Source organism: Paraniabella ginsengisoli, from assembly GCF_022513635.1.
Taxonomy (GTDB): Bacteria; Bacteroidota; Bacteroidia; order Chitinophagales; family Chitinophagaceae; genus Niabella; species Niabella ginsengisoli.
This window is the reverse complement of the sequence record NZ_JAKWBL010000004.1, coordinates 633,194-657,457: the sequence shown is the minus strand read 5'-3', so window position 1 is coordinate 657,457 and position 24,264 is coordinate 633,194. Positions and strand designations below refer to the sequence as shown.

24 protein-coding genes and 2 pseudogenes are annotated in these 24,264 nt (G+C 38.5%); 10 read left to right on the top strand and 16 right to left on the bottom strand.

The genetic code is table 11. The features are described from left to right. Positions 1-19: 19 nt before the first annotated feature. The 5 genes from MKP09_RS20690 to MKP09_RS20670 all read right to left on the bottom strand — a co-directional run bounded on the left by MKP09_RS20690 (position 20) and on the right by MKP09_RS20670 (position 3,970). Entirely contained in the window at positions 20-961 is a 942-nt protein-coding gene (locus MKP09_RS20690) for a sensor histidine kinase (RefSeq protein ID WP_240832172.1), read from the bottom strand. Positions 962-969: 8 nt separating this feature from the next. Beyond that, positions 970-1,707: a 7TM-DISM domain-containing protein gene (locus MKP09_RS20685; protein ID WP_240832171.1), complete on the bottom strand. Its 738-nt coding sequence runs from the start codon at positions 1,705-1,707 to the stop codon at positions 970-972. Continuing rightward, positions 1,704-2,165 carry a 7TMR-DISMED2 domain-containing protein gene (locus MKP09_RS20680; protein ID WP_240832170.1) on the bottom strand — a complete coding sequence of 154 codons (462 nt, stop codon included), beginning with the start codon at positions 2,163-2,165 and terminating at the stop codon, positions 1,704-1,706. Before MKP09_RS20680 ends, MKP09_RS20685 begins: the two co-directional genes overlap by 4 nt. A 156-nt stretch (positions 2,166-2,321) precedes the next feature. Next, positions 2,322-2,726, bottom strand: a complete 405-nt coding sequence (locus MKP09_RS20675; protein WP_240832169.1) for a hypothetical protein — start codon at positions 2,724-2,726, stop codon at positions 2,322-2,324. Positions 2,727-2,866: 140 nt separating this feature from the next. Continuing rightward, positions 2,867-3,970: a ThiF family adenylyltransferase gene (locus MKP09_RS20670; protein ID WP_240832168.1), complete on the bottom strand. Its 1,104-nt coding sequence runs from the start codon at positions 3,968-3,970 to the stop codon at positions 2,867-2,869. 74 nt (positions 3,971-4,044) lie between these two features. Here MKP09_RS20670 and MKP09_RS20665 point away from each other — a divergent pair, with 74 nt between their 5' ends. Continuing rightward, the gene (locus tag MKP09_RS20665; RefSeq protein WP_240832167.1) at positions 4,045-4,515 is read left to right on the top strand and encodes a response regulator; all 471 of its coding nucleotides are present in this window, start codon (positions 4,045-4,047) and stop codon (positions 4,513-4,515) included. A 196-nt stretch (positions 4,516-4,711) separates the two neighbouring features. Here the strand turns inward: MKP09_RS20665 and MKP09_RS20660 are convergent, their stop codons facing one another. From MKP09_RS20660 to MKP09_RS20630, 7 genes and pseudogenes are all read right to left on the bottom strand, one after another. Beyond that, positions 4,712-5,374, bottom strand: a complete 663-nt coding sequence (locus MKP09_RS20660; RefSeq protein ID WP_240832166.1) for a DNA topoisomerase IB — start codon at positions 5,372-5,374, stop codon at positions 4,712-4,714. 59 nt (positions 5,375-5,433) lie between these two features. Beyond that, positions 5,434-5,616, bottom strand: coding sequence for a hypothetical protein (locus MKP09_RS20655; RefSeq protein ID WP_240832165.1), 183 nt, complete (start codon positions 5,614-5,616; stop codon positions 5,434-5,436). A gap of 51 nt (positions 5,617-5,667) precedes the next feature. Next, positions 5,668-5,862, bottom strand: a pseudogene (locus MKP09_RS20650) (helix-turn-helix domain-containing protein); the annotation flags it as partial. A gap of 79 nt (positions 5,863-5,941) precedes the next feature. After that, positions 5,942-6,493, bottom strand: coding sequence for a GlxA family transcriptional regulator (locus tag MKP09_RS20645; RefSeq protein ID WP_240832164.1), 552 nt, complete (start codon positions 6,491-6,493; stop codon positions 5,942-5,944). Beyond that, positions 6,463-6,642 (bottom strand): hypothetical protein, encoded by a 180-nt coding sequence (locus MKP09_RS20640; protein WP_240832163.1) that lies wholly within the window; start codon positions 6,640-6,642, stop codon positions 6,463-6,465. The genes MKP09_RS20645 and MKP09_RS20640 overlap by 31 nt, the downstream gene beginning before the upstream one ends. 163 nt (positions 6,643-6,805) lie before the next feature. Next, positions 6,806-7,651, bottom strand: coding sequence for a polysaccharide biosynthesis C-terminal domain-containing protein (locus MKP09_RS20635; protein WP_240832162.1), 846 nt, complete (start codon positions 7,649-7,651; stop codon positions 6,806-6,808). Beyond that, positions 7,594-8,319 carry a lipopolysaccharide biosynthesis protein gene (locus MKP09_RS20630; protein WP_240832161.1) on the bottom strand — a complete coding sequence of 242 codons (726 nt, stop codon included), beginning with the start codon at positions 8,317-8,319 and terminating at the stop codon, positions 7,594-7,596. Before MKP09_RS20630 ends, MKP09_RS20635 begins: the two co-directional genes overlap by 58 nt. A gap of 99 nt (positions 8,320-8,418) precedes the next feature. On the opposite strand from MKP09_RS20630, the gene MKP09_RS20625 reads away from it, so the two are divergent. Then, positions 8,419-9,021, top strand: a complete 603-nt coding sequence (locus MKP09_RS20625) for a hypothetical protein (protein WP_240832160.1) — start codon at positions 8,419-8,421, stop codon at positions 9,019-9,021. A 1-nt stretch (position 9,022) separates the two neighbouring features. Here MKP09_RS20625 and MKP09_RS20620 read toward each other — a convergent pair whose 3' ends face one another. Both MKP09_RS20620 and guaA read right to left on the bottom strand, forming a co-directional pair. Next, positions 9,023-10,210 carry an ABC transporter substrate-binding protein gene (locus tag MKP09_RS20620; RefSeq protein ID WP_240832159.1) on the bottom strand — a complete coding sequence of 396 codons (1,188 nt, stop codon included), beginning with the start codon at positions 10,208-10,210 and terminating at the stop codon, positions 9,023-9,025. Positions 10,211-10,287: 77 nt separating this feature from the next. After that, a pseudogene (gene guaA / locus MKP09_RS20615) lies at positions 10,288-11,822 on the bottom strand (glutamine-hydrolyzing GMP synthase). Positions 11,823-12,076: 254 nt separating this feature from the next. On the opposite strand from guaA, the gene MKP09_RS20610 reads away from it, so the two are divergent. Continuing rightward, entirely contained in the window at positions 12,077-12,799 is a 723-nt protein-coding gene (locus MKP09_RS20610) for a head GIN domain-containing protein (protein WP_240832158.1), read from the top strand. 25 nt (positions 12,800-12,824) lie between these two features. Here the strand turns inward: MKP09_RS20610 and MKP09_RS20605 are convergent, their stop codons facing one another. Next, complete coding sequence (locus tag MKP09_RS20605; protein WP_240832157.1) at positions 12,825-13,106, bottom strand: Rdx family protein; 282 nt, start codon at positions 13,104-13,106, stop codon at positions 12,825-12,827. A gap of 152 nt (positions 13,107-13,258) precedes the next feature. On the opposite strand from MKP09_RS20605, the gene MKP09_RS20600 reads away from it, so the two are divergent. From MKP09_RS20600 to MKP09_RS20590, 3 genes are read left to right on the top strand one after another with little or no spacing between them, the layout of a single operon-like run. Continuing rightward, positions 13,259-14,140: a hypothetical protein gene (locus MKP09_RS20600; RefSeq protein WP_240832156.1), complete on the top strand. Its 882-nt coding sequence runs from the start codon at positions 13,259-13,261 to the stop codon at positions 14,138-14,140. Further along, positions 14,026-15,096 carry a sensor histidine kinase gene (locus MKP09_RS20595; protein ID WP_240832155.1) on the top strand — a complete coding sequence of 357 codons (1,071 nt, stop codon included), beginning with the start codon at positions 14,026-14,028 and terminating at the stop codon, positions 15,094-15,096. Before MKP09_RS20600 ends, MKP09_RS20595 begins: the two co-directional genes overlap by 115 nt. 37 nt (positions 15,097-15,133) lie before the next feature. Continuing rightward, the gene (locus MKP09_RS20590; RefSeq protein WP_240832154.1) at positions 15,134-15,883 is read left to right on the top strand and encodes a LytR/AlgR family response regulator transcription factor; all 750 of its coding nucleotides are present in this window, start codon (positions 15,134-15,136) and stop codon (positions 15,881-15,883) included. A gap of 113 nt (positions 15,884-15,996) precedes the next feature. Here the strand turns inward: MKP09_RS20590 and guaB are convergent, their stop codons facing one another. Next, the gene (gene guaB, locus MKP09_RS20585; protein WP_317235461.1) at positions 15,997-17,346 is read right to left on the bottom strand and encodes an IMP dehydrogenase; all 1,350 of its coding nucleotides are present in this window, start codon (positions 17,344-17,346) and stop codon (positions 15,997-15,999) included. A 339-nt stretch (positions 17,347-17,685) separates the two neighbouring features. On the opposite strand from guaB, the gene MKP09_RS20580 reads away from it, so the two are divergent. The 4 genes from MKP09_RS20580 to MKP09_RS20565 all read left to right on the top strand — a co-directional run bounded on the left by MKP09_RS20580 (position 17,686) and on the right by MKP09_RS20565 (position 24,072). After that, a complete protein-coding gene (locus MKP09_RS20580) occupies positions 17,686-18,834 on the top strand; it encodes a beta-ketoacyl-[acyl-carrier-protein] synthase family protein (protein ID WP_240832153.1) in 1,149 nt (382 codons plus the stop codon). 147 nt (positions 18,835-18,981) lie between these two features. Then, positions 18,982-19,233, top strand: coding sequence for a phosphopantetheine-binding protein (locus MKP09_RS20575; protein WP_240832152.1), 252 nt, complete (start codon positions 18,982-18,984; stop codon positions 19,231-19,233). An 83-nt stretch (positions 19,234-19,316) separates the two neighbouring features. Next, complete coding sequence (locus tag MKP09_RS20570) at positions 19,317-21,335, top strand: hypothetical protein (RefSeq protein ID WP_240832151.1); 2,019 nt, start codon at positions 19,317-19,319, stop codon at positions 21,333-21,335. Between the two features lie 820 nt (positions 21,336-22,155). Next, positions 22,156-24,072: an autotransporter outer membrane beta-barrel domain-containing protein gene (locus MKP09_RS20565; RefSeq protein WP_240832150.1), complete on the top strand. Its 1,917-nt coding sequence runs from the start codon at positions 22,156-22,158 to the stop codon at positions 24,070-24,072. Positions 24,073-24,264 lie beyond the last annotated feature (192 nt).

Below are 24,264 nucleotides of genomic sequence, written 5' to 3'. Positions count from 1 at the left end.
AAAGCAAAGTTGAAAGCTCTCAGTTTAAATAGTTTATGGGTAAAGTTATGATAAATTCTGCACCATCCCCAAAATTTGAAATGACTTCTATGGTCCCATTATGGCTGTCTATAATCCCTTTTACGATCGACATTCCAAGTCCCGTTCCCTGCCCCACCGGTTTTGTAGTATAAAAGGGCTCAAATATCTTTTCCCTTATATTTTCTTCAATCCCTGTTCCGTTGTCTTTTATAGAAACTTTTACTTTACCATCCTCTTCAAAAGTTTTAATGGATAAAATACCAACACCGGGGTTAGTGGCTTGTCGTTCCTCAATTGATTGCAAACCATTTGTAATTATATTCATGAAAACCTGGTTGATCTTACCGGCGGTACATTCTACATCAGGAATGTCGCCAAACTCTTTGTTGAGTATAAAATCCCTTGGGAATGAATTTTTTACCAACAGTAAGGTTGATTGTAAGCCGCGATTCAAATTAACGAATTTTACATTGGCCTCATCAATCCTGGCAAAATTTTTCAAGTTGCTGACTATTTCTGCAGTGCGATGAGCGCCATCTTTAATGCCACTTAGTAAAGTCCTTATTTCTTCATTAATGTAGTTTATATCTATTTGCTTTTTATACTCCTCAATTGATGATAGCTGATCATCTACATTTTTAGATGTATCGATTTCTTCGTACTTTTTAATAACTGTAAGTAAGTCGGTAATGTCCAACTCCAAAGGCTTAACGTTTGAGGTAACAAAATTTATTGGATTATTGATCTCATGCGCGATACCTGCCGTAAGCTGGCCCAGCGATACCATTTTTTCAGATTCTACAAGCTTGCTTTGAGCGCTCTTTAATTGAGAAAGCGTATTATTTAAATTATCATTAGATTTTTCCAATTCCTGTGTACGCTCATGAACCTGTCTTTCCAGCGTTATGTTTTGGTCCCTAACTAAACGCTCGTTTTCCAAAGAAGCCTCTAAAGCCTCTTTCCTTGCAAGCTCCTGTTCTCGCCGGTAGGTGTTGATCTGTCTGCCAGCGCCAGGGAAAGTAGCACGGCTTCAATCGCTGATCCAATTTGTAATGCATAAAAAGTGAGATTGTTATAGGGAAGTATGCCCACATTTCTTAGCACAAAAATGATAACACTGCATAAAAAAACAGACCATGCAATCAACAAGGTTTTTGCTCCTTGGATTTTTTTATACGCAAGTAAAGAGCAAATTCCCAGTACATAAAATGCAGTGAAAAAAGCTGCTGATTGCACAGCAATTTGCGCACTCCTAAACATACCCATTATACCCAAAACCAACGAAATAGAATAAAACGCTTCAAACCAGAAAATGCCTTTGTTAAACCGTTTTGATACGCTTTTAAGGTTTAAAAAATTTCGTATAAATTCTAACGCAGCAATTCCATTAAAAAAAGGAACCAAGATAGCGGCATAGTTATTTAGAATAGGAAGGTTAGGCCAGAGGAACCGAAAGGTATACCCTTGCAACATAGCTTGTGTTATTCCTACAAAAACCATGTAGAGTACATAATAAAAATAACTTTTGTCTTTTGTAGAAAAATAGAGAAACAAATTATATAACACCATTACAAGTATCAGCCCAATGTATAGCCCAAATATCAGGTCGTTGGTTGCAAGTTTTTCGAAAGTTTTTTCTACATGGCCTACCGTAATTGGAATGAGCAGTTGTTCTGAAGCGCTCACTTTAAGAAAAAAGTTTTTTGCTCCCCTTTATTTATCTCCGCATCAAACATGTATGTTTGATAGTTGTATTTACGATTCCTGAACGGTTGTGCTTCAGTTAAAACTGTTGAATCAAATTCGCCTGATGCTCCAACCTTGTAATATAAGACAGCCCTGTCGATGGTTGCATGTTCCAGATTAATGATTAGATGCGGATCTTCTGTTTCATTCTGAATAATAAACTTTACCCAAAAAGAAGAAGAGGAAATAAAAAACCCCGGCACATCTGACGAAGTATTTAAAAATGGAACTTGCGCTACTTCATTGATTGAGAAGCTGCTGTTTTTATCTTCCAGATATTGGATGTGGCTTTTAACTACGTTATAAAGTGCGGCCTCTTTGGTAACCTGTACAGGCACCTGCCCATATAACATTCCACATGCATACAAAATGCAAATAAGAAAGAAATAAATACGCATTAGGACCATCACATCATTATATCTTTAATAAATAATCCACCAAAAGCTCGCCCTTTGGTCCGGCCTCCATTACGCGTTGTATAGGATTATTGAACAAATCAAAAATCCTTGTTCGCTCTTTTTCATCTGCATGGACAAGTGTTTTGCAGTCATTAATTACCATTGCGGTGGCCACAAAATCGTCTTTGGGATAAAAAAGTCTCCTTTATTTCCAAGGGAGGTTTCAATAACACCTCCTATTCTTTTACCAATCCTCACGGTAACCGGGGCACAAAGAAAAAATGCTTTCTCAACGTTCAGCTGCATGGCGAGCACTACACCAACGCGAGCCATGAAGATGCTGCCAATACCCATACCCGCCACTTCCATCGAATTCCAGAGGCCGCAAATCTCGGAAGAACCGGGCGTGGCCTGCTGATGAATGGCAGGATCGTACCTGCCAATAGCGGTTTCTATGGGCAATGGGAGTTGACCGTCGGCCACCTGAACACGTACGCCGCCGTACACTTTTGTCCTATCCAGACTTTCAGCTACCACTACAAATGTATTTTCGTGATGCATCCAGCTGGTGTGACTCGATGTAATCTTTGCAACACCAAAATGAAATTCCAGAAGACGCCTGTGCCCATCAATGAACTTGAGGCATGTTTCTTCATCCATAATGGCTTTGAAGGCTCTGATAGCTATTTCCACCCCACCGCTTATTTAATTAATTCGCTAAAATCGATATAATACCTTCCAGAGCTGGTCGTTTCCGATAATAAGATTCGCCTGCATGTGTCCGTAACCATTGCGCCTCCAAGCATTACCGAGGAAGCTAACTGTGGCCAGGTATTAATACTTTTCCCCATCTCACTTAAAGAATATTTCATCCTTTCAGAAAGAGCTGAAAGATTTACCATCGCGTCTAGCATCGGTAATTTCTCTTTGTTTGTAAGATCTTTTAATCTTGTCAAATCAATATCTTCTTTTAAATTACCATGAAATATGGGCCGTTCCGGCTCCAGATCAAAACGTTCAACATCTAACATTCCTCTATCGTTAGTATCCATCACAACCGGAATTTTCTTTTCACGCGCTTTTATTCTGCTTAATATTTTAACGTCTATACTATCACATTCCTCTACCAATATATCAAGCTGAGTACTGCCTTCTCCTAAAAATGCATCAATATTACTTTCAGTAATCCCTTCTGAAAAACAGGTTACAATAAGATATGGATCCAACTCAGCTATTTTTTGGGCTGTGATAATTGCTTTTGATGCGCCCAGATTATACACATTGCAGTTGCTCAACCTGTTCATATTTGCCAACTCGACTGTATCAAAATCAGCTAAATGTAACTCATTACAAACTCTCTCTGTCGCAATTGTTAATGCAATCGATTGCCCAACTGATAAACCTATAATGCCTATCTTTTTTTTTCTTAATATCTGAAGTTCTTCCGGCTTTATTTTATAATTGTTTCTGCTGGTCCGTACTTGTATAAAATCTTCTTCATCTAACAAGTGAACCAATTTTTGTGACCATGGGTAATAAACCCAAACGCCGCATTCGTCTAAAGGAGCTCCATTTCTATATTCGTTTATAAAATCCGTTACCTCATTAGAAGTAAGCTGTTTTTGCGGATTATTTATTTTCGCCAGTTCTGATAATTGACTTTCAATTGTATCGTATATTTGTATAGCTGGAGTTTGTGATAAAAGCTCTTTAAGTTTTCCCGATTCACCTTTGTCTTGTAACCGGTAAAATGATGGTTTATATCCTTTATAATATTCTGTGCCTACATTATAGCCTAGGAGCATAATTAGTTTTTGTTCTTTTTATAATTTTGTAGGACATAAATATAGAACAGAAATTTAACAATATTTGCTTTTTTATGGGTGAAGAAAATATTTATAAAAATATTCTTTACGTTGATGATGAAGTCCATAATCTAAACTCCTTCAGGGCGGTTTTCAGACGATCCTATACAATTTTTACGGCATCATCTGCTGAAGAGGGAAGGCAGATATTAAAGGCTAATAATATTCATCTTATTATAACAGATCAGCGTATGCCGGAAACTACGGGCATTGAATTTCTCGAATCAATTATAAAAGATTACCCTGCTGTTCCTCGTATTTTGTTAACGGGCTATACAGATATTAATGCCGTTATTGATGCTATTAATAAAGGTTCTGTTTATAAATACGTTCAAAAACCATGGTCTGAAGATGAGCTTCGAACTACTATTGAAAATGCTTTAAAATTGTATAACAATAGCAAAAATCAGGAAGAGCTAACCGAGAAGCTTATGACTACTAACGAGCAACTCGAATTTTTATTACGCCAGAACTTACTTTCTTAGTACTCTCATTTAGATTGAATGGTTTCTTTTTTTAGGATCTTTAACAGGAGTGGTTCTGTTTTCGATATTGCATCTGCGCTTGTAGCATCAAGTTTTTTAAGATAGTTATTTAAACGAGTATCTTCATACATACTCAGTATTAGCGGATGAACATAATGGCTTTTACAAACCGCCCTTGTATTACCAAGTGTTTTAGCTACGCAATCCAAAGCGTCAACCATATTTTTTTCATTTGGGTTTTGGTTTCGAAACCTCCAATTCTGGCAAAATTTACAATGCAATCAACAGTACCCGTCCAGGTTCTAAAATCTTTACTAGTGAACTCGCCGCCAGAAATTTCTTTTATATAATCATTTACATCGCCGCTTGTTATTGAATGCCTTTGTCCATCTTCATCTAGGTACTGAAATAACTCTCTTCCAGGAATTTCCTTGCATTGCTTAATGATTTTTGCCAAACGGGCGCTTTGCATTGAAATATTTTGATATACGCCTTTTTTACCCCTGAAGCTAAACGCTACGTTACTGCCATTAATTTTAATATGCTGATCTTTAAAAGTGGATAGCCCGTAAGATCCATACAGTTTTTCGTACATGCTGTTTCCTACCCGAATGCCTGTTTTATCCATTGTGCTTACAACAGCTGCCAAAACTTTTTGCTTGCTTAAACTACGTTCAGCTAAATGCGCTGACAATTTTTTGCGAAGGTTTCCCAAAGCTTCTCCAAATTGTAACAACCTGTAAAACTTAGTTTCTTTTCGTAAAGCATTCCATAAAGAGTGGTAGCGATATTGTTTGCGACCCAACGCATCTATTCCGGTACATTGCAAATGGCCATTCTCCAGGTTACAGATCCACACATCCCGCCATGCCGGCGGAATTACCAGGCCTTTGATGCGGGCCAGGGTCTTTTCGTCTTTTATTTTTTGGAAGATTTTTTATAAGAAAAAGACTTACCCGACTTTACGCGAACGATTCCTTCATCGCTATCGTTCACATAAGTAAGTTTTACGATCCTCGCACTTTTTTCAGGATCGTTCAAAGCACTGACAAGCTTTTGAGGAGAAATATTAACTACTTTATCTGCGACTTCTATTTGCATCAAAAGTAGCTAAGAAAAAAGGATGCCAATAAATACACCGCTTTGTTTTTATCAGGCTACTGCAAGTTTATTGTATTTGTTTTTGTACTCAATAGGTGTAAGGCCCGTTATCTTTTTAAAGGTGCTTCTGAATGCTTTAGTATCGGTGTATCCAACGTCGTACATTACCTCATTTATATTTTTCCTACTGCTTTCAAAACTCTTTTTGGCCGCTTCTATCTTTACTCTTTGTATATATTCCAGTACAGAATTGTTGGTTGCATGTTAAACCTGCGTTCCAGGCTGCGCCTTCCTAATGCAACATATGCAGCAATGTCGTCGATGGTTAAGCGGTCTTCAATATTTTCTCGATGTATTCTTGTGCCTTTTTTACTGCATCATCGTTATGGCTTTTTTGTGCCGTAAACACTGCAAATGCAGACTGGCTACTTCGATCAATATCAATTGCGAAATATTTAGATACCAGAATAGCAATTTGGCGGTCGGTATACTTTTCAACTAAATGAAGCAATAAGTTCCAATAGGAAGTGGCTCCTCCGCTGGTATAAATACGGTTCTGTTCTGTAACAATGCTGCCATCCTGGATCATAACATTGGGAAACATTTCACGAAAAGTATTAATGTATCCCCAATGGGTGCTGCATTTTCTTCCATTTAGCAAACCGGTAGAAGCCAGTAAAAAAGCACCCACACAAAGCGAGGCTATTTCTGCGCCTTCTTTATATTGCCATATCAACCATTCCGCAATTTTTGCATTAGCAGTCACGGCGTTTCCCATATCTCCAAATAACGCAGGAACAATTACCAGGTCTGCGACACCGGTGTCACTCAATAATTTGTCTACTGTTACAGTAAACTGATTCCCGCTGAATCGCACTTCTCTTTTTGCACCCACCACTTGTACATGGAAAGAGCATCCCTTCCACTTACCTGCAGAAATTCATTAACGGTGTTAAAACAATATTGAGGATCAGCCACTGCCTGCATTACTGCATGTTCAGGCGCTAGAATGTAAATAGTTTTCACTCGTATGTTTGTTAAGTTGCAGCTTCGCTGCGATTATTCAGTACCATTTTACTTTACCCTTCAACAATATGTAGCTTGAATGCAATGATGCTTAAAGGGCGCTCTTTCATTCGACAAACGATGTTGAAATAGCATACGGAAAATTAATACTTATTAGCGGATTTTATGGCAACGGCTTTTTTAAATATTTGCCAATAACAGGGAACTGTGCAAATTCTTTTCTTTCTATTCTGATAATAAGTAAAAAATAAAGGGCGAACAGTACTGTCGCAAGGCTATAACTAAGCCAGGCTAAAGGAAAGGCGCTTATGATATAAAAATGTATAAAGTAACATACAACCGCTACAATTATGTAAGCCAACAATTTATTGGTGGCATAAGGTATCCGATAATTTTTTTGGCCCCAGATATAGGAAACAACCATCATAATGCCATAGCACGCAAACGTTGCCCAGGCGCAAGCCACATATCCATAATGCGGAATAAAAATATAGTTTATCAGAACCGTAACCAAGGCCCCAATAATGGTGATGTATGCGCCGGAAATAGTTTTATTTCCAAGCTTGTACCAGATGCTTAAATTGTAATAAATGCCTAAAAACATGTTCGCCAGCAAGAGTATAGGAACTACTTTTAAGCCTACCCACATTTCCGGATTACGAATAAATTGCTTCCATATATCTAAATATAACACCACGAATAAAAACATCAGGCAAACTGTAATTACAAAGAATTTCATAACGCGTGCATATATCCGAGGCGCATTATCACTGGCAGCCTGATTAAAAAAGAATGGCTCAGCACCCATTTTAAATGCCTGAACTCCTAAAGTAATAAGAATTGATAATTTATAACATGCTGAGTAAATTCCTACAGCGGATTCTGCATCGCTACCACCAGCTGCGGGCGTCCACCATTTTAACAGCATAATACGATCAGCCGTTTCATTTATCATGCCCCCAGTCCTGCAATGATTAATGGAAGGCTGTATAACATCATTTCTTTCCAAAGTGCTTTATTAAACTTAAACCTAAAGCCCCAGAATTCTTTCGATAAAATAAGAAATACAATAATATTTTGAATGAGATTAGCTAGTAACACATAACCTACCACCCAATCTTTGTCATAAAAATGACTGAGCACATGGTCTGGCTCTTGATCAATAAGTTGTGGGCAAATGCTTAGGAAAAAATAGATAGCCGCAATATTTACAAGAATACCGGTAAGTTTTGTAAAGGCAAACTTTCGGGGACGTCCATCCTGTCTTAGCTTTGCAAAAGGAATAGTGGTAAGTGCGTCCAGGGCAATAATGGCCGCTGCAAGCATTAAGTATTCAGGCTTATCTGCAACAGACAGCAAACCTGAAAGGGGTTTATTAAAAGCAATTAATAACAGTGCAAGTATCAGCGTGGAGTAAATCAAAGACAAGCTTGTAGTACTATACACTTTGTCTTTATCGCTATTTTGGGAGAACCGGAAAAAACCGGTTTCCATTCCATAAGTGAAAATAACATTCATAAATGGGATAAAAGCATATAGAATGCTCATCTCACCATATTCACCTGTCGTAAATTTATACGTTAGGTAAGGTGTAAGCAAATAGTTAATAAACCTTGCCGCAATCGAACTTACGCCATACCAAATAGTTTGTCCTGCCAGTTTCTTAATCCCACTCAATGTAAAAAATTATTGGTGCAAATTTAAAGTACTTAAAATAAAACAGAGAGTTAATATACCTTTGCGCAAGATCAATTCATTAAACTCTAATATGTTTTTATGGTTAAGCAATGGGCAATTTTTTCGGGGTTGGCAATATTGACAGCAAATGCATCAGCACAGGCATTTGAAGGAAAGGTAAAATACGGCAAAGCAGAAGAGCCTGCCATTGTAATGGTGTACGACTATCCAGAGGAAATTGTTGAAAACGCTTTTGTAGCAAAATTTGCCGACAAGCAATACTCCAGCTCTAAAAGCAAAGGTTTTATAACGTATGAAAATGCTACAATGACTGAGGTAACCAAAAGCAAACTTGATTATTATTTTAAGTTTGAAGAAGACGGAAGGCGTGGCAGCAAAAAAACAACGGTTTACATGATTATGCAGGGCGCTGGCATTTCAGACAATCCGGCTTCTCTTTTGAATAAAAGCAAATCTTTTTTAGAAAAGATGACCGCAAACGTAAAACGTAGCGGTGATATCGTAGAAATAAAAAGGCAGGAAGGAATTCTTGTCGGAGAAGAAAATTCTTTGGCAGATCTGGAAGAGATACAAAAAGAACTGGAAGAGAAATTAGCGGCAAATAAATCCAAACAGGAGGCACAACAAAAAATAATTGCATCTCAAAAGATGATATTGGACGACCTGAAAGCTAAGCTATAAATTAGTTCACCGCCTTTAGAGCACCATTAAAGTACTTTAAGTAATAAAGCTTCTTGTTTTCGTAATGGCTTATCTTACCATTTAGATAATCCGGTTGGATTTCCATGTCGAAAAAAGCTCGATATTCAGTGCCGGCAAGTTTGTTGTTGATATCTTTTCCGTAGCGGTTCAATAAATGCCCAAACCTGTACGTAAGGCCATAAGCTCTAAATACCAAATCGCTTGGGCGCGCATACATTTTTTTACTATAATAACTGGTTATATATCTGCTTGCCGCATCTGTTCTGGCATTATAAAACGGTGTGCTGTAAATAACTTCAACACCTTTATAATCAGTTTTTGTGAGATCGATATTTTCCCATGTTGGCATCCCGATTAACGTAAGTGAGGCATAGTTTTTACTGCTCTGCGCAAACTGTGCTAAAATCTTTTTACCAAACTCAGTATCTAAAGAGCCGATAACATATAAACCCGCTTCTGTTGGTTGTGTTGTAGTGCCCAAAGCCTTTAACGCAATATCGTCATTCACTTCTCTGAAATTAAAGTTGATTGCGTTTTTATAATGGGTGTTTAGCGTTTCAAACACAGAACGTATATACTTTTCAGAAGGCGCCTTTTTTGTAATAACTGTAATCTGCTTACCTGGATACTTTGTTTTGATATAATTATACAATCTTTCCAACTGGGTTTGTATAGTAGGATTCATCACTACGAAATATGGATTGTTGGTTGTATTAGCATCGTTTGGAACAGTAGCGTTCAGCACCGTGATCTTTTTATCTAAACCTAATCTTGCAAGGGTTGTCAGTTCTGATAAAGAACAATTAGCAATAATAAGCTCTACACCGTCGGCAGCGCATTTGCTAAATTGCTGCTCAAGCGTTTCCTTCTTTGACTTTGTGTCATAAATGTAAACATCTAAAGGAATACTTAATTTATTGAGAGAGTCGATAGCAAGCGACGCACCATGATAAAACTCCAAGCCATTTATCGATTGCTTAGGAAAGGTCTTGCCAGAATACTTATAACTTCCCGCATTATCAAACGCTTCATCAATATAAAGCGGAGTAAATATGGCCATTTTATGCCGAGCGCCGCCAAACCCCTGGGCTTGCGTCAATGAGGAATAACAAATGAAGAAGGCCAACAATAAAAAAATTGCTTCATTATACGGTATTTTTAAGTCCATCGTTCATTGAAAATGGATGATGGACTATTTAAGCAAATTTTATTCCTAAAACGAAATTTATACATCGCGTAAGTGTGTTATTCCCACTCTATAGTAGCCGGAGGCTTACTGCTTATATCATAAACTACACGGTTAATGCCTCTTACGTTGTTTATAATTTCGTTACTTACATCTGCTAAAAAGTCGTAAGGAAGATGTGCCCAATCAGCCGTCATTCCATCTACGCTGGTTACGGCACGAAGCGCCACCGTAAATTCATACGTGCGTTCATCGCCCATTACACCAACACTTTTTACTGGTAACAAGATTGTTCCAGCCTGCCAAACCGTTGCATAGAGCCCCGTTTCTTTTAATGCATTGGTATAAATATGATCAGCTTCCTGCAATAATTTCACTTTTTCTTCGGTTACTTCTCCTAATATTCTGATGGCTAAACCTGGCCCGGGAAATGGATGCCTATCAATAAGATTAGCAGGAATGCCTAATTCCCGGCCTACTTTTCTTACTTCATCTTTAAATAAATAACGCAGCGGTTCTACCAGTTCCATTTTCATAGAAGCAGGCAATCCACCAACATTGTGATGTGATTTTATAGTTACAGACGGACCGTGCACGGATACGCTTTCAATCACATCCGGATAAATAGTGCCCTGGCCCAATAGTTCAATATTTTCAAGTTTACCAGCTTCCTGCTGAAACACTTCAATAAATAAACGGCCAATAACCTTTCTTTTCGCTTCCGGATCAGGATTATCTTTCAATTCGTCATAAAACATCTGGCTGGCGTTAACACCAGTAACATTCAATCCCAATTGATTATAAGTTTCCAGTACTTCTTCAAATTCATTTTTACGCAATACGCCGTTGTCTACAAATATGCCGTGCAGCTTATCGCCAATTGCTCGGTGTATCAGTGTTGCCGCCACAGTGCTATCAACTCCGCCACTCAGCGCCATAATTACATGCCTGTCACCGATTTGTTTTTTCAGCGCATTAACTGTATCTGTAATGAAATGAGCCGGAGTCCAATCCTGTGCGCATCCACAAATATTTACCAGGAAGTTTTTCAATATTTGTTTGCCTTCGGTGCTATGATACACTTCAGGATGAAACTGCAAACCATATAAAGGGTTTACATCCGTTTTGTTTTTGAACGCTGCAACCGGAATACTATCGGTTGTAGCTAATACTTCAAACCCTTCAGGCAGTTCTAAAATACTATCGCCGTGGCTCATCCACACCTGACTTTTGGCGCTTACGCCCTGCATCAAAACATCTGTTTCGTCGTTTACCGACATAGAAGCGCGACCATATTCCCTCTTGCTACTTTTTTCCACGCGCCGCCATAACTTTTGGCTGTAAGCTGCGCGCCGTAGCAAATACCTAAAACCGGCAGGCTTTTTACAATATCTTTTATGCCAATAACAGGCGCATTTTGATCATTTACCGAAAACGGTGAGCCAGAAAGAATAATTCCTTTTAAATTGCCATCGATTTCGAATGGTTTTGAATAAGGTATAATTTCGCAGTAAACATTGGCTTCTCTTACCGCACGGGCAATTAACTGTGTATATTGAGAGCCAAAATCGAGAATAAGTATCCGTTCCGTCATAATGCGGCGAAGGTAACATTATTTGAGATTTGAGATTTGAGATTTTTGATTTGACAAATGTTCTCACAGAAAAATGTGGCTCACAGAAAACACGGAATGACACAGATTGTTTTTTTCTGTGTTCATCTGTGACTTCTGTGAGAAATATGAATGCGTTCGTTTATGTAGGATGATTTATATGCTGTAGTACAAGCGAGCGTGGCAACAAAGATGACCTATATTTATTGATGATAAAATAATAAAAAAATAAACTGATGAAATACTTAAGCTTCATTTTAATAGCCGCCATTGCTTTTAGCTCCTGCAACATTATTGACCAACAACGGGTAAAGGGAAATGGAAAGGTGGTTTCCAAAACCTATGATCTTAAAGACTTTTCGCAAATAGATGCTGGAGAAAGTATGGAAATATATATAAGCCAGGCGAATGAATACAGCGTAAAAATAGAGACGGATGAAAACCTGTTCAACTATATTGACGTGGCTGTTCATGATCATCAAACGCTTGAGGTGGATACTAAAAATGATACAAACCTGGATCCAACGGGAGATGTAAAGGTTTATATTTCAGCACCGTCGCTGGATAAAGTTTCGATTTCGGGCGCGGCCCAAATAAAAACGCAGGGGAAATTTAGTCAGGATAAGCAAATAAGAATTGAAGTATCGGGCGCTTCAAGCGGCAATGTTTCACTTCGTGCGCCTGTTATTGAACTGGAGTCTACGGGTGCAAGTACGCTTACCGCTGATGGGGAGTGCCGGGATCTGAAAGCTGACGCTTCGGGCGCGGCAACGATCAATGCATTTGATTTAAAAACTGAAAATGCAGATGTAGATGCGAGTGGCGCCAGCACTATTCGCTTGTTCAGCAGCGTTACTTTAAACGCCGAGGCAAGTGGTGCAAGCGGTATTAAATACAAGGGAAGTCCACAGATTACATCAAATGTTAGTGGTGCCAGCAGCGTGGATAAGAGCCAATAGTCGATGGACCATCGACCATGGACTATCAACTACGTCTGTCAGAATGCCCCAAGCTCATTTCAGGATCTATTTCATCGCGAATGAGTTGTTTTAATTCTTTTATTTCTTTAAAGCCACCGTTTTCTTTTCTGTCAAAAACAATTTTTTCATTTACCGAAATGGTAAATATTCCGCTTACGTCGCCAGGCTTTAGCGATACCGCTTGTACATAATCTGAAAAAGTAGTCAGGAATTCCTGCGCCATATAAGCTGCGCGCAGCATCCAGCCGCATTTTGGACAATATTCGATGGTGATGGTTGGTTTCATTTTGTACAAATTTAACTACAATACTGTTTGAAACAGAAAGACGTATGTTCAAATTCTGTTTGAAACCATGCCATTTCTAAAGCAATTAATTAGTGCTACTAAATGAAGCTTGTAATAAAGTTTTCAGCATTTTAGGTTTGTGAAAAAACATTATGAAAGTAAAATTTATATTGGTTAATTATTGCCTAACGATACTGCTTTTAGCCAATTGGTTGTCCTTATTTGCACAACAACAGATAAAAGTCGGACCCCTTTTCGTGACGGTTGAAGATTCAACACAAATTCCTTATCTGAAGTATGACGGGAATACGGTGGTAGATATTCGAACTGCCTCAACGGAACAAAAAATAAATATCTACCGATACGAAAAGCTAACAACTATAAATAAAGAAGGCCAGTGGTATGATGCATTTTGGAGCTTTAGAAACCCGAAGTATTCAATTGTAGCATCCTTCGAACCTAATAAAGATGAGATATATGTTTCAGAAATAAATGGCCACGGTTATCTTGTAAATGGAACAGCTTACGTAGAGTTTGCAAATGTTTTGATCGATAAATCGAATGCAAATGATTACCGATATCATGTTGTTAAAAATGATAAAGAAGAAATAGTATCATGGAAAAAGCCCGATCAATTTATTAAAACAAAAGATGGCAAATTTTCTTATGCTTATCTGGGCAAGTTTGAATACAGCCCAAAGCAACAAATCAAAATTGAAATTTACAACGTAAAAAATTATGCCGATCGGTCGACAATGTATGTGGAATGGGTTGAAGTAGAAAAGCCGGTTATTTCGGGAGATGTTATGTACACAACACGGAATCTTCATGGAATTTTCGCGGCTTCCGTAATTGGAATAAATCCAATTTTTCAAAAAGCAAAAAATTTCAGTTTTGACGATTTTAAAAAAGCTTCAATTTGGTTGATTCGTTCAGCCTCCGCCATACAACACTTCAATCCGCTGATTCGCTGCTTGAAATTTCGCTTACCACACACAATAGTAAATCTCTTTCAACACTTGTTTACCTTGTAAAAAACAGGAATAAAAAAGAAGAAAGAATCCTGATTGGAGGCCGATATAATAAAAAGATTCCCATCAATAAAGAACTATGGAAAGAACCGGGCGATTATAAAATCGAATTCATTCCTTACGCCATAGTTAAACGAAGTGATCGTGCTAACAAAACAGGAATGTATGAGCAGGAATTTAATGATAAAAAATTTACTTATCATTTAACCGTATTACCGGAAGAAAAATCGAAGATTGAGTTGAGTAACAGATTGGCTATGCTTATTGGAGTGCTAATTACTTTACTTATAACAGCCATTATTCTTTTTATTAAATATCGTAACAAACGAAAATTTCTTGAGGCTAAAAGAAATGAAGAATTAGCAAAAAACAGGCTGGAATCCATTCGTTCACAACTTAACCCACACTTTATTTTCAATGCGCTGTCGAGTATTCAAAATTTATTGAATACCCATGAAAATGATAAGGCCAACGCTTATTTAACCAAATTTTCAAGACTAACAAGAAGCATACTTGACGATTCAAGTAAGGAGATGATAACGATTGACGATGAGGTTAAACTTTTAGAAGATTATCTGCAAATGGAGCAGATGCGCTTTGGGTTTCAATACAACATATCATTTGATGAAAATATTGACAGGCATAATGCTCAAATTCCACCAATGTTATTACAACCGTTGATAGAGAACGCCGTAAAGCACGGAAGTATAACTAAAAAACAAAAGGGAGAGATTGAAGTTTCCTTATCAAAAATAAATAATGATTTGGTATTATCAGTAACGGACAATGGCGATGGGTTTGATAGCGGTCTGAACTATTCTGGCCATGGTTTGTCTCTTACAAAAAACCGGATATCTTTATTAAATACCATTTATAACGCAACACCATTACTCTTTAATATTGAAAGCGGCAAAAATGGATCAGTGGCAAAGATCACTTTAAAAAACTGGCTATTGTAACCAAGTTTATTTTTTGCATATCACAATTAAAAAATTTATGAATGCGATTATTGTAGACGATGAGCAACATAATATTGAAAACCTGAAGCATTTATTGCAAAGGCATTGCTCTGATATAAAAATAGTAGCTACCGCAGATAATATTCAAGATGCTTTACCACGGATAAACAGCGCCAAACCGGATATTATTTTCCTTGACATTCAATTAGGTAATGAAACCGGATTTGAGCTGCTAAAACAATTACCCCAAAGAGATTTTGAAGTCATTTTTGTTACAGCTTATGACCATTATGGTATACAGGCAGTAAAATTTGCAGCACTGGATTATATTCTAAAGCCCATTGACACCCATGAATTAATAGCAGCGGTTGAAAAAGCTTCCCAAAAAATCAATAATAAAAAAGCAAATACACGGCTTGATTTCTTGATAGAATACGTGAGGCAAGGAGCGAGATCGCCTTCCAAAATTGCTTTGCCACAGCAAAATGAGATTCGTTATATCGAAATAAATTCAATAGTTCGTTGTGAAGCCAATAACACTTATACCTGGTTTTATCTAGATAATAAAGAAAAAATCCTGGTTTCAAAACCACTTAAAGAGTTTGAAGAATTACTAACACCGCATGGTTTTTTACGCACGCATCAAACCCATTTAATCAATCCAGCATTTGTGAAAAGCCTACAAAAAAGCGATGGTGGATTTTTATTAATGCAGGACGGAGAAAAAATACCCATCTCGAAAACTAAGAAAGAGACCGTAAAAATAGCACTGGGGAAGAATATTTAGGACAGCCATTTTGTGACAAAAGCTATTCTTTTATTATCTAAGTTTTTTAATTAAAAAAGTTGACAGATGACAGCCTTAAAACCGTCATCTATCATCTGTCAACTTCTTAAAACTTACTTCCTGCTATAATTAGGCGCTTCTCTTGTTACCACCACATCATGCGGATGGCTTTCGTTCATGCCCGCATTAGTAATACGTACAAATTGTGCTTTCTTTAAATCAGCAATGCTATTAGCACCGCAATATCCCATTCCTGCACGAAGTCCGCCAACGTATTGATAGATAACTTCTTTTAAAGAACCTTTATAAGCTACGCGCCCTTCAATGCCTTCCGGTACAAATTTCTTTACATCATCTTCGGGATCCTGGAAATAACGGTCGCTGCTTCCGGTAGCCATTGCACCTAAAGAACCCATTCCACGATAAGCCTTAAACTTACGGCCTTCAAAAATGATCGTTTCTCCGGGGCTTTCTTCTGTTCCGGCAAATACGCTTCCCATCATCACACAATCAGCGCCAGCGGCCAACGCTTTTACCATATCGCCAGTGTAGCGAATACCGCCATCAGCGATCAACGGAATACCTTTTTTAGAAAGGCTTTTGGCTGCTTCCATAATGGCCGACAATTGTGGCATTCCTGCAGCAGCAACAATACGTGTGGTACAAATAGAACCCGGACCAATACCAACTTTTACTGCATCTGCACCAGCTTCTGCCAGCGCTAACGCACCAGCGGCAGTACCCACATTGCCAGCTATAACGTTTAATTTTTTGAAATTCTTTTTTACTTTTTTAAGCGCATCAATTACGCCTTTTGTATGTCCGTGAGCGCTGTCCAACACTACTAAGTCTACACCCACATATTGCAAAGCACTAATACGATCCAGCACATCGGCGGTAATACCAATACCTGCTCCTACCAATAAACGACCAAAAGAATCTTTAATGGCATTGGGAAAGCTGGTTACCTGTAAAATATCGCGATAAGTGATCAGCCCAACCAAGGTTCCCTTTTTATCAACTACAGGAAGTTTTTCAATTTTATGCTGGCGCAAGATGGTTTCCGCTTTTTTAAGATCAGTACCTGCCGGTGCAGTAACCAGGTTTTCGCTGGTCATCACTTCTTGTACCTTTCTGGCTGGATCATGCTCAAAGCGCAAGTCGCGATTAGTAAGAATGCCTTTTAGTTTTTTATTAGCATCAACAATAGGAATACCACCAATTTTATTTTCTTTCATCAACTTTAAGGCATCGCCAATAGTTGCATCTTCCAATAACGTAACCGGATCTAATATTAACCCACTTTCACTTCTTTTCACTTTGCGTACATGAGCAGCCTGTTGCTCAATGCTCATGTTTTTATGTAGAATGCCTAAGCCTCCTTCACGCGCAATAGCTGTAGCCAAAGCGGCTTCTGTCACCGTGTCCATCGCTGCCGATAAAATGGGCGTATTTAACGTAATATCTTTTGTGAGTTTAGTACGTATATCAACGTCTCTTGGTAAAATCTCGCTGTAAGCGGAATCAATAATACGTCATCAAACGTTAAACCTTCTAATGAAATTTTAGGGGGATTTGCAGTTGCTGCAGGAATATTTCTTGTTGCCATGTGCAAAATTAAGGGAATGGGAATAAACAGGAAAATTGAAAATAATATTGATATCAGCAGAAGAACAAATAGCATCAATCTTGCGACGCTCCGTTCATTTGTGGTGCACTTGGCATCGTGCAACCAAAGTTGAAAAATTTATTTTATATGTCATACTTCCGCTCAAATAGTAATTCATATTACTTTTGTAACTATGAACAGAGTAGTCATAACAGGCATGGGCATTTATTCCTGCATCGGCAAAAATCTACAGGAGGTGACAGCATCATTAAAAGCTGGCAAATCGGGGATTATTTTCGATCCGGTACGTAAAGAGTTTGGCTATCGTTCAGCTTTAACCGGCTGGGTAGAGCGCCCTTCTTTAAAAGGTTTGCTAGACAGGCGTTCTCGAATTATGCTTCCTGAAGAAGGAGAATATGCATACGTAGCAACTGTTGAAGCAATGAAAAATGCTGGCATTGATGAAGCATTTATCGCAGAAACGCAACCGGGCATTTTATATGGAAACGATAGTTCGGCAAAGGCTGTTATCGAATCTACTGACCTGATAAGGGAAAAGAAAGATACCATGCTTGTTGGTTCTGCTGCCGTTTTTCAAACCCTGAACTCAACCGTTACCATGAACCTGGCTACCATTTTTAAACTAAAGGGAATTAATCTTACGGTAAGTGCTGCCTGTGCCAGTGGTTCGCACGCCATTGGCCTGGCTTATGTTTTGATAAAAATGGGGTTACAGCATTGCATTATTGCTGGAGGCGCCCAAGAGATCAATCATTTATCAATGGGGACATTTGACGCGCTCGGCGCGTTCTCTGTAAACGAAAGCGAGCCGGAAAAAGCCAGTCGCCCTTTCGACAAAGACAGGGATGGATTAATTCCCAGTGGCGGTGCAGCAACGGTTATTATTGAAAGTTTAGAAAGCGCGCAAAAGCGAGGTGCTAATATTATAGGTGAAATAATTGGCTATGGCTTTTCTTCTAACGGAGAACATATCAGCAATCCAACTATTGCCGGTCCCGCAAAATCTTTAAAAATGGCGTTAAACGATGCCGGTTTACAACCAGAAGAAATAGATTACATAAATGCGCATGCCACAAGCACTTTAGCAGGCGATGCCAGCGAAGCGAAAGCCATTGACGAAGTATTTAAAAATTGTCACACACCTGTAAGTTCCACAAAATCAATGACCGGTCACGAGTGCTGGATGGCTGGAGCCAGTGAGATCGTTTATTCCTCATTAATGATGCAAAATAATTTTATAGCGCCAAACATTAATTATCAGAATCCTGACGAGGATACGCAACATCTCAACATCATAAAAAGTACCACAGAAAAAATATAAACGTATTTTTGTCCAATTCTTTCGGATTCGGGGGAACCAATTCTACCCTAATTGTAAAACGATTCTCATAAAATTTTAAATTTTATAAGGGGAATGCTGCCGGGTTGAGATAAGATACAATCAGGCAAAAAAGTGGCAACTATGACAATGCAGGAAATTATAGAGAAAACTAACTCATTTTTAATCGAAGAATTTGAGGCTGATGCTTCATTAATAACACCGGAAGCCAGCTTAAAAGAAGTGCTGGATCTTGACAGCCTGGATTATATTGACCTTGTTGTAGCCCTGGAAAGCAATTTTCATTTTAAAGTACAACCCGGCGATTTCTTGCCGTTAGTAACCTTTCAGGATTTTTACAATTATATACAAGCACAGATCGAAAAGAAAGCCGTAGCTTAATTATCCTTATATATATCTACCTAAATTTTCCAGCTTGCTTTAACATATTTTAAGGCACTTGTCTTATTTTCGTTAAAGTTATTATGAAAACAGGCACACCGTTAGCCCGCGTGCTTAATAAAAAGCCTTTTAAACCCTCAAATTTTTTAATCATGAGTCCTCATTGCTATTCCTTTATGCGAAAAGTAAAATTTTTAACGTTTAGTATTCTACTTTTAAGTATTTGCTTGCTGGTGTTTAGTCTAAATACAGTTGCTCAATGTGAATCTATTAACGGTAGCACCGACTGGATACAACACAATACAGGTGGTACAGCTGCTAATTCCTATGTTTATGACGACGGCACATATATTCGCCTGGCGAACACTACCACCAATGCCAGAATAGCCAATGCAACACAGGTTCAGTTTAATACTATCGTAAAAGCTACTGCAGGCGCTGATTTAAATACAGAACAATCAACCATATCAATAACCTACAGAACAGGTAACGCCGCAGGCGACCCTACAACTATAGGGTGGAGCGCCAATAGTGCGTTTAGTGGCGGAGGTGTTAATGCCAGGGTTACATCAACTAACCCCACACCAGCTGAGCTGGAAGCTAATTGGGTTTCTGTAATAAACATTAATGGCAATAATAACATTGATGTCAGAACTGCGTCGGGATTAATGGGTGCGTTGCAAGGTAATCTAGAGGCATCATCTGTGGTTGTAGCAGACGGAGATATAATAACAGGCACATTGATTCCTCAACTAGACGGAAGTGCCGCTTTAAACGTGAAAGTGTATCGCCCTTCATCAAATAGTTATATAGGTAACGAAACCTTTTATAATGCGGTCAACATTAATACCGTTGATGCTGGTGAGTTCTATCCTGTGCTTCAACCTGAATACGGTGCCGTAAATTTAAGTTGTCTTTCAGCCACTACCGCTACAAATATTCCCAGCGCCACACCAGCAACTTGTGAGTCTATTAACGGTAGCACCGACTGGACACAACACAATACAGGGGGCACAACTGCTAATTCCTATATCTATGATGACGGCACATATATTCGCCTGGCAAATGCTACCACTAATGCCAGGATAGCGAATGCAACACAGGTTCAGTTTAATACTATCGTAAAAGCAACAGCAGGAGCTGATTTAAATACAGAACAATCAACAATATCAATTACTTACCGAACAGGTACTGCTTTAGGAGATCCTACAACTATGGGATGGAGCGCTAATAGTGCGTTTAGTGGCGGAGGTGTTAACGCCAGGGTTACATCAGCTAATCCCACACCCGCAGAACTGGAAGCTAATTGGGTTACCGTAATAAACATTAATGGCAACAATAATCTTGATATCAGAACCGCGTCGGGATTAATGGGTTCTATGGGAGCTAATGCACGTGTTGTAGTAAGCGACGGAGATATAATAACAGGAACTTTGATTCCTCAACCAGATGGAAGTGCCGCTTTAAACGTGAAAGTGTATCGCCCCTCGTCTAATGGCTACATTGCTGAGAAAACTTTCTATAGCGCGGTAAATGCGAATACCGTTGATGCTGGTGATTTTTACCCCGCACTTCAGCCCGAATATGGTGCCGTAAACCTAAGCTGTCTCTCTGCAAGCGCAGCTGTAGCTTTGCCTGTTGGTTTTGGCACAATCACCGGCAAGCTTTCCAATAATCAGTTACTTATCAACTGGCAAACCCTTACAGAAAGTAATAATGACCATTTTGAAATTGAGGCTTCTACCGACGGTAAAAACTTTACCAAAATTGGAACCCTTGCTTCGCAGGCAACCGATGGAAATTCGTCGCAGCCACTTAACTATGAATTTAGTATTGAGGCGGCTGGTGCCAGCGCATTAATGGGCATTGGATCATTGATATTATTAGCAGGTTCATTAATGGCAAAACGCCGGAACAGAAAGGTAATAGGATTGTCTGCATTATCCTTTATGGTTTTCGCTGCTACATTTGTTTCTTGTAATAAGAAAGGAGACGCTTTAGATGTAAGCGGCAATAAACCGCTCTATATCCGAATAGCACAAGTAGATAAAGATGGCAAAAAAGCATATTCTGAAGTAGTAAAAGTATTCAACCAGAAATAAATAGTATTCAACCAGAATAAATTTTGTTTCTTCATAACAGAAGCCCCGGCAATTTTATGCCGGGGCTTTTTTGGGGTTGCTTTAAAGGTTAATTATATTTTCTTAAGGTTGTCAAAACAAAAGCGAAAGAAGGGCATGAAATTGCACACGAATTAAAAGATACGCTTATGGGTTCACATAGAGCTTAATTCGAAATCTTGATTTTGGACAATTGAAAGATGTAACAGGCGGCAATGTTCCATATTATGCATTGTCTTGTTAATTTCCTGTCATTAAACAATCCCTTTTCAATAAAAGTATAATTTAATTTTTTCTTTTACTCCACACAGTATTTAGCACTATAGACACAATCTAAAATTTGTTTCACTCCTTGCCATGGATGCTGTTTTTGCCAGTAGAAATGTAGCTTCCCTTTGTTTTGAATCTAATTAAACTTCCTAATTCGGCGTTTCGTCGAAAAAAATAGCCAACTTATCAAATAAAATAAATCCGACTCCTTTGTTCAAGTACTTTGCAGTAAATATGTACGTAACCCTTTTGCAGGAAATGCTTAAACCGATTAGATATACTTCTCACAGATGTCACCGAAAAAATAATAAAAAATTAAAAAACAGATATTTTACTTCCTGTGCATTTATTGAGAAAAATGTTTAAGCACCCGTTTTTAAATATTCTTGGAGAAGTGTCTTATTTTTTAGTCAAGCATACATCATTATAGACGCAGGTGATGTGCTTTTTAAGACTATCCCTATACTTACTTAAAATTCTTAACATGGTTTCAAAGTACTACTCTTATTTCTTCCCAAAAACAAAACTTTTAGTGCTTAATGTTTTTTTATTAAGTGTTTGTCTGCTAATGTTTAACCAAGATGCCACAGCACAATGTGACCCTATAAACGGAAGCACAGATTGGATACAACACAACGGTGCCTCAGGTGCTAATTATTATATTTACGACGATGGAACTAATATCAGGCATGCGCTGAAAGCTGACAATAACAGACTTGCCAACGGAAGTAACGCTGCCAATACAGTGGTAAAGGAGACAGCCGGTGCTGATTTAAATACCGAATACTCTCAAATAACAATAACTTATAAGGCTGCTAACACAACCGGAGCTAACAACTGGATGATTGGGTGGAGCGCAAATCCTGAATTTATTGGAGCTGGCAGTACCAGCAGAATTCAGGCAGCCAATCCTACTGCTACCCAGTATCAAACACAGTGGCTTGCTAACATCTTACTTGGCGGTAGCGCAGGAACAACTATGGCCATCAATACGGCACAAGGTGCAACAAAAACAATAAGCACAGCAGATTATGGATATACAGCAGCAGACGGCGATGTAATTACTGCAACCCTAATACCTCAACCTGACGGGACTGCCGCTTTGACTGTCAAAGTGTATCGCCCATCTGTGGGGTACGATGTATTTAATACCACTTATTACGCAGCCGTTAACGCTGCATCAGTTGCAAATGGAGACATATATCCTGTATTGTATATGACTACCGGCGCATCAAATGTTGCCTGCTTATCTGCTGTAGCAGATACTTATACACCTAGTACATTTGCAGCCCCTTCCTGTCAAACTATTAACAGCAGCACGGATTGGTTACAGCGTAATGGTGCTTCTGGCGCTAATTACTATATATATGATGACGGCACCAATATTCGTCATGCATTAAAAACCAATAATAACCGACTCGCTAATGGCAGCACGGCAGCTAACGCTATTGTAAAAACAAGCGGAGGAGCCAACCTTGCAACTGACTATTCTCAAATAAGCATAACTTACAAAACAGCCAATTCGGGCGGCGCTAATAATTGGGTACTGGGCTGGACGGCAAACCCCGATTTTACTGGAAATAATGGAGGCAGCAGAATACAAGCTGCCAACCCTACTGCTACTCAGTATGAAACAATGTGGCTTGCTAACATTTTATTTGCAGGTGGTACAGGGCAAAATATGGCTGTTAATACCTCAGAAGGAGTTACAAAAAATATCAATACCTCACAATTAGATTATAACGGCCAGGATGGTGATATTATCACCGCAACTTTAATTCCTGAACCTGATGGTACTGCATCTCTAAATGTTAAGGTTTACCGCCCTTCGCTTGGCAGATATGTACTCAATACAACATATCGCAATGCTGTAAATGCTGCTTCGGTTGCTCATGGGCCGATTTACCCTGCACTTTATCTTATAAATGGCGAAACAAATGTTAGCTGTCTTTCTTCCACCACGGGTCCGCTAAGTGCTTTACCTGTTGGTTTTGGCCGCATCTCCGGCAAAATATCTAATGATCAATTGGTCATCAACTGGCAAACACTTACCGAAAGTAATAACGATCATTTTGAAATTGAGGCTTCTGCCGATGGTAAAAACTTTACCAAAATTGGAACCGTCGCTTCGCAAGCAACTGATGGTAATTCTTCGCAACCGCTTAACTATGAATTTAGTATTGAGGCGGCTGGTGCCAGCGCATTAATGGGCATTGGATCATTGATATTATTAGCAGGTTCTTTAATGGCAAAACGCCGGAATAGAAAGATAATAGGATTGTCTGCATTATCCTTTATGGTTTTCGCTGCTACATTTGTTTCTTGTAATAAGAAAGGAGACGCTTTAGATGTAAGCGGCAATAAACCGCTCTATATCCGAATAGCACAAGTAGATAAAGATGGCAAAAAAGCATATTCCGAAGTAGTGAAAGTATTCAATCAGAAATAAATTTTATTTTTTATAACAGGGCCCTGGCAATTTTATGCCAGGGCTTTTTTGTTTACATAAAAAGAAGGCTGATGTGTTTGTATGTTTCCTTTTTTATCATAAAACCTATGTTTCTAATGTGGTAAAAAAGTAAGTTTAAACAGGTCATAGTTTTAAACTATGGAAATATAGATTTAATCAATTTTAATTATA